The following is a 4,094-nucleotide window of genomic DNA, read 5'->3' as shown; positions in this document are numbered from 1 at the left end:
CCGACGCCAAGCGGCCCACCGGTGCCAACGACAAGAACGGCCGCCCGAAGACCGAGGAAGACGAAAGGCCGGACACCCGCCCAACCCCAACGGCCAAGCCCAAGCCCAAGCCAGAACCCCCGGCGAAGCCCAAACCCGAGCCACAGACAAAGCCCAAGCCGGATAAGGACGACAAAACTCAGGGCAGTCCCAAGGACGACAAGGGCCCCGAGGACAGGCCGAAGAACGACGACAAGCCCTCAACCAAGGACCCCGAGGACCCCAAGGACCAGGACCCCACCAAGCCCAAGCCCGACAAGGACGACCCGAAGAAGCCCAAGCCCGAAAAGGACAGCAAGGGTAAGAAGGACGCCGACGGCAACGGTAAGAAGGACGCGGGCGGCCCGAGTAAGAAAAACTCCGGCGGCAAGGGAAAGAAGGACGGCGACGGAAAGAGAGGAAAGCACGCCAAGGGTGACCGCGGCGACGACCGTGACAGGCCCGGCAGGCCGAAGAGCACGAAGGCCAGGCGTGATAGGAAGAACGAGGAGAAATCCGACGGCGAAAAATCCAAGCGCTTGGCACTGATCATTGCGAGGATCAGGCCGATAATCAAGCGCAGGACGAAGCATGGGATGCTCGACTCGGATACCCGCGCCATGCTTGCGGGAATGCTCCTGCACTATAGGCTGAAGCGGCTCTATGGCGTTGGCGCTCCAGAAATCCAACTGCACGCCGGTCTCAGTCCGACAAGGCGCTTCGAGGACTTGCATCAGGAGCAGGGGGCGACACAGGGGCAACAGGTCGACTTCGATGAGCGGCAGGAGGAGCCTCCCCTTCCGCCGACAAAACTTCCGACATTCAAGGACGGGCCAGAAAAGGCGCCGAGCCTCAAAGCCCATCACATCAAGAAATCGACGCCGAAGGGAACAGAGGCAGACGAAAGGCCGAATGCATTGCCAAAGGGCTGGGATGCGGTTTCACCGAAATACAGCAAAGGTGGGGCGTGGGTGCGTATGCATCTGCTTCCCGCGCAATTGGGGGGCGAAGCGACGACTTCCAACCTCGTTCCTGCCCGCGGAACTCAGAACAAAGACGCCGCCAATGAAATTGAGCATCCCGCCATCAGGTCACTTGGCAACACAATCCGAAAATCCCCATGGCGGGGGAAGACCAATAAGATGATCTGGTACGACGTCAACGTCTCCTACTACGACGACGATAAATTCCCAGGATTCCCAAACTCAATGACCATCACTTGGGGCGGGTACGATCATCCTCGTGGCCACTGGCAGCGGGATCCCGCCACCGGAATCTGGTCACGCGCATTCCAGCCACCTCCAAAAAAGGACGACATTCCGTCATCGCCCGTCGCTAACGTGAATCACGATGACGCGCACGCCATCCGCCTTGCGACTGGAATCAGTGTGTACTTCGCCAAGCGAATCTCCCGCATGACGGAGCCAAACCGTGGGAGGTCGCAAACGTTCGCCAACATGGCCGCATTGACAAGGGCGCTCAACAAAGGCCAGCACCTATCCCCAGGTGAGTCCGACGAGACCCGCACGGGTGGTAGTCACAAGAACAGGATTGAGGCCCTGGCCAGACTCAAAAAGGCCGCCAAGAAGGGGCGACTGACTTTCTAGGAGATGGGATACTTCGGAATGGTGAATCTGACGCCCTGGGAGCAGGAATGGGTGCAGATCCAAGAGGATCTTCGTCAAAGTCCGGGGGTGCGTGTCTTCCAGGATGTTCGGGGGGATATCCGGGAAGGGGATCTCCTTCGCGATGCGGGAGACTCCGGCGGAGGCCCACATTTCGCCCAGTCCCTCTATGGGCGGTCTGTTCGGTTCTCCGAGATCGGTAGCCAGTGGCAGACAGTGGAGCCATATGGCTTCGTTGTCGGTGAATTCTTTCTGACCCCTCTGAAGCAGGCAGTGCACGAAGATCCACCCGACTTCACATCCTCCTTCTATTCGGACGAGGAACAGCGCATCGGACAGGAACTTCGTGTTATCGACGATACCCCTTTCACGGGAGCCGGATCTTTCACCGCGATCAGGCTGGATCCAGAGTCGACTGGCTCTGAAGTGTGGTTCTCCGACCACCTGCGGGGCTTATGGAGAATGGATCTCGACTACAGCACGTATGTCGACCTCCTACGTCTCACCAAGGGCGCATTCGGCTGGCAGCATCTCTTCACCCAAGCCCCACTAGAAGACGAAGAGTTCCAGCGGACAGCTGACCGGATTGTGAACATGCTCGACGCGCTTCCACAGATCTTTCCAGACCGTGACTACACACCTCTTCGGAAGCGTTGGGAGGCCCGCCTGTGACCCGCTACGCAGACATCCCCAAACCCATCCGCTCCGGAATAGTCCTCGTCGACCCCGAGCGGGGGACGCCGCAGCGCATCATCGTGCTGCAGTTCAATCCGGACACACTGGAGCGGTCGTTGGCCCCCCAATCCGCCGGAGACCAAGCCGACAGCGGCGGAGGCGGCAGCGGAAGCGGGGACAAGAACGAGGCGCTCCGCCTCAAGGGCCCCGCTCAGGAGACATGGAAGTTCACCGCGGAGATCGACGCGACCGATCAGTTCGAGGTGGCCGCGCCCGACGGGATACACCCGCAACTCGCGACGCTCGAAATGCTCGTGCAGCCGACCACCGCCAAATTGCGGGACGCCATGCGGCTTTCCAAGAAAGGGACCATCGAGATCAGCCCCATCGAGATGCCGCTGACGCTCTTCACCTGGGGCAGCAAGCGCGTCATGCCGGTCCGCATCACGGAGCTGTCCATCAATGAATCGGCGTTCGACGTCAACCTCAACCCCATCCGCGCATCCCTCAGCATCGGGCTGAAGGTGCTCACCGTCAGCGATCTGCCCGCCGGCCACCGCGGCGCAGAGCTCTATCTCGCGCATCTCGCGCAGAAGGAGCGGCTCGCGGCGGCGGCGCGCGGTGGGGCGCTGAGCGCGCTGGGGTTGAACAGCGGGGACATCGGGCTGGGGAGGGTCTAGCAGATGGCGGAGCCACAGCCGTACGAGAGCGCGCTCGACGCGATTCCGGGGGCGCACCCCTACCCCCGCTCCAGCCGCTACCACGACGCCGAGATCGGCATCCACACCCAACCCGACGGGACCCTCGTGCGGTATGCCAAGCGACGGTTGTTGCCGCCACTCAGCGCGGTCCCCGAGGAGACTCACACCGTCAGCAGTGGCGAGCGCCCCGACCACCTCGGTCAGCGCTATTTCGGCGACCCCGCCGCCTGGTGGCGGATCGCCGACGCCAACCCGGTCCTTGATCCCCGCGAGCTGACCGCCGAACCCGGACAGGACATAGCGATCCCCAACGGGTTCCCGGGCGGAGGCGGTGGGCGCCATGGCTGATGAGCCCGTCGGGCAGGGGCCCATCCACCTCGAATTACGGATGGGGCCCAAGCTCACCCGCCCCGTGCCCCCCGAGGTCACCGAGGCGCTGCTGTCCGCGCAGATCACCACGACCGCGGGTGAACGCGGCGGCTTCCAGATGGCGTTCGACCTCACCAAGAAGGGCGCGATCATCGATCGGCTGCTCCCCGAGGGGTTCTTCGACCCCCGCACCCGCGTCATCGTCACGGCCGCCGTCAAGGGCACGCCGATCGTTCTCCTCGACGGGCTCATCGTGCGCCACGAGGTGGGGGCCAGCAATCAGCCCGGGCAGACCACCCTCACCGTCACCGGCGAGGACCTCACCCTCCTCATGGACCTCGAGGAGCGGACCGACCGCTATCCCAACCTCCCGCCCTTCAAACGCGTCGGCCGCATCCTCTCGAAGTACACCGACTACGGGATCGAGGCGGACGTCATCGAGGAGAAGATCCTCCAACCGCCCAACGCACAGCGCCGCGTGGACTACCAGACCGGCACCGACCTCCAGTACGTCACCGATCTCGCCCAGGCGAACGGCTACGTCTTCTACCTCATCCCCGGGCCCGTGGCCGGGGTCTCCACCGCCTACTGGGGGCCCGAGAAGCGCGTCGGCACAGCTCAGCACGCCCTTACCGTCAACATGGACGTGAACTCCACCGTCGACCAGCTGACGTTCGCCTACGACGGGACCGCCCGCGAGGAGCCC

Annotated in this window: 3 protein-coding genes and 2 pseudogenes; all 5 read left to right on the top strand. The window is 63.2% G+C overall.

The genetic code is table 11. The features are described 5' to 3' along the window. Positions 1 to 1,625: pseudogene (locus GWI24_RS41490) on the top strand (hypothetical protein); the annotation flags it as partial. Positions 1,626 to 1,643: 18 nt separating this feature from the next. Then, the gene (locus tag GWI24_RS41485; protein ID WP_210951189.1) at positions 1,644 to 2,315 is read left to right on the top strand and encodes a hypothetical protein; all 672 of its coding nucleotides are present in this window, start codon (positions 1,644 to 1,646) and stop codon (positions 2,313 to 2,315) included. After that, positions 2,312 to 2,998: a hypothetical protein gene (locus tag GWI24_RS41480; protein WP_138912572.1), complete on the top strand. Its 687-nt coding sequence runs from the start codon at positions 2,312 to 2,314 to the stop codon at positions 2,996 to 2,998. The genes GWI24_RS41485 and GWI24_RS41480 overlap by 4 nt, the downstream gene beginning before the upstream one ends. 3 nt (positions 2,999 to 3,001) lie before the next feature. Continuing rightward, the gene (locus GWI24_RS41475) at positions 3,002 to 3,367 is read left to right on the top strand and encodes a hypothetical protein (protein WP_210951188.1); all 366 of its coding nucleotides are present in this window, start codon (positions 3,002 to 3,004) and stop codon (positions 3,365 to 3,367) included. After that, positions 3,360 to 4,094: pseudogene (locus GWI24_RS41470) on the top strand (hypothetical protein); the annotation flags it as partial. The gene GWI24_RS41475 and the pseudogene GWI24_RS41470, both read left to right, overlap by 8 nt.

It is taken from the genome of Streptomyces sp. MK37H (assembly GCF_018035285.1).
In the GTDB taxonomy this organism is placed as follows: domain Bacteria; phylum Actinomycetota; class Actinomycetes; order Streptomycetales; family Streptomycetaceae; genus Streptomyces; species Streptomyces endocoffeicus.
The sequence above is the reverse complement of the archived record's forward strand: the minus strand, read 5'-3'. Positions and strand labels throughout refer to the sequence as shown.

Coding starts and splice junctions, on each gene's coding strand:
- GWI24_RS41475 (WP_210951188.1), top strand. CDS start 3,002: ATGGCGGAGCCACAGCCGTACGAGAGCGCGCTCGACGCGATTCCGGGG.
- GWI24_RS41485 (WP_210951189.1), top strand. CDS start 1,644: ATGGTGAATCTGACGCCCTGGGAGCAGGAATGGGTGCAGATCCAAGAG.